Origin of the sequence: Planococcus sp. A6 (genome assembly GCF_028823615.1) — a bacterium.
In the GTDB taxonomy this organism is placed as follows: domain Bacteria; phylum Bacillota; class Bacilli; order Bacillales_A; family Planococcaceae; genus Planococcus.
The window spans coordinates 1-1,371 of sequence record NZ_JAPEHT010000249.1; the positions used below are offsets into that span (position 1 = coordinate 1).

A 1,371-nucleotide genomic window follows, 5' to 3' on the forward strand; every position below is an offset into this window, starting at 1 on the left:
CCGGCAAAAGGCATTTGCCGCAAGTGACACGTAGCTCCATCTATGCGATCGGTGTCGCTTCGATCATGCGCGTCATCCTGTTCCTCGCCGTACTCGGTGTCGTCTCGCAGGGGCTTGCGCTCGATCCGTCCAATCCGCCAGCGTCAGTGTTCCAGCTCGCCGCCGGCAATGTCGGCTATAAAATCTTCGGCGTCGTCATGTGGGCAGCTGCTGTCACTTCGGTCGTCGGCGCTGCTTACACATCTGTTTCGTTCATCCGTTCGTTCAGTCCGGTGCTCGAAAAATATCACCGCTACTTGACCATCGGCTTTATCGTCATCTCGACCATCGTCTTCATTTCCATCGGGCGCCCGGTCTTGATCCTCGTGCTTGTCGGCTCGTTGAACGGCTTGATCTTGCCGATTGCACTCGGCGTCATGCTTATTGCCGCACACAAAAAGAAAATCGTCGGCGACTACAAACACCCGCTGTGGATGACGATCTTCGGTGTCGTCATCGTCATCGCGATGTCTTGGATGGGCGGCTATACGCTGTTGAACGGCATCCCGCAATTATTTAAATAAGGAGTGATTGAATCATGCAATTCACATCTCCAGAAGAGCTGCGCAGCGCCATCCGAAAAGGCGAATTCCAAGCACCGACTGCCGGCTTTACCCCTGGATTCATCCAAACGAATCTGGCCATTTTGCCGAAAGACATGGCGTTTGAGTTCCTGCTATTCTGCCAGCGCAATCCGAAATCCTGTCCGGTCATCGATGTCACAGAACCCGGTTCGTTCGTTCCGGCCCTTTCTGCGCCGACAGCCGATTTGCGCACCGACATCCCCAAATACCGTGTCTACCGGGACGGCGTATTGACAGAAGAAACATCGGATATCCGTTCATTATGGACCGACGATATGGTCGCGTTCCTGCTTGGCTGCAGCTTTACATTCGAAGAAGCGCTGACGCAAAACGGCATCCCGATGCGCCATCAGCAACAAGGCTGCAATGTTCCGATGTACAAGACATCAATGCCCACTGTCCCAGCCGGCCGCTTCCAAGGCCCAACCGTCGTCAGCATGCGCCCGATCAAAGAACAAGACATCGTCCGCGCCGTGCAAGTGACAAGCCGCTTCCCGAATGTCCACGGCGCTCCCGTCCATATCGGCAACCCCGAATCGATCGGCATCCAAGATATCGCGAAGCCCGATTTCGGCGACGCGGTGGAAATCAAGCCCGGGGAAGTGCCGGTCTTCTGGGCATGCGGCGTGACACCCCAAGCCGTCGCCATGGAAAGCAAACCATCCTTGATGATCACCCATGCTCCAGGGCATATGTTCATCACTGATTTGAAATCAGAAGACTTCAGCGTGTTCTGACAAATTAAAAA

2 protein-coding genes are annotated in these 1,371 nt (G+C 54.8%); both read left to right on the top strand.

Translation table 11 applies throughout. The annotated features are described in order from the left end of the window. On the top strand, positions 1-563 hold a 563-nt coding region (locus tag ON064_RS18245; protein ID WP_274625874.1), incomplete at its 5' end, for a divalent metal cation transporter. Between the two features lie 14 nt (positions 564-577). Beyond that, positions 578-1,360, top strand: a complete 783-nt coding sequence (locus ON064_RS18250; protein WP_274625875.1) for a putative hydro-lyase — start codon at positions 578-580, stop codon at positions 1,358-1,360. Positions 1,361-1,371: the final 11 nt, after the last annotated feature.

What these genes read in the sequence shown, in the direction of transcription:
- ON064_RS18250 (WP_274625875.1), top strand. Translation starts at nt 578, where the DNA reads ATGCAATTCACATCTCCAGAAGAGCTGCGCAGCGCCATCCGAAAAGGC.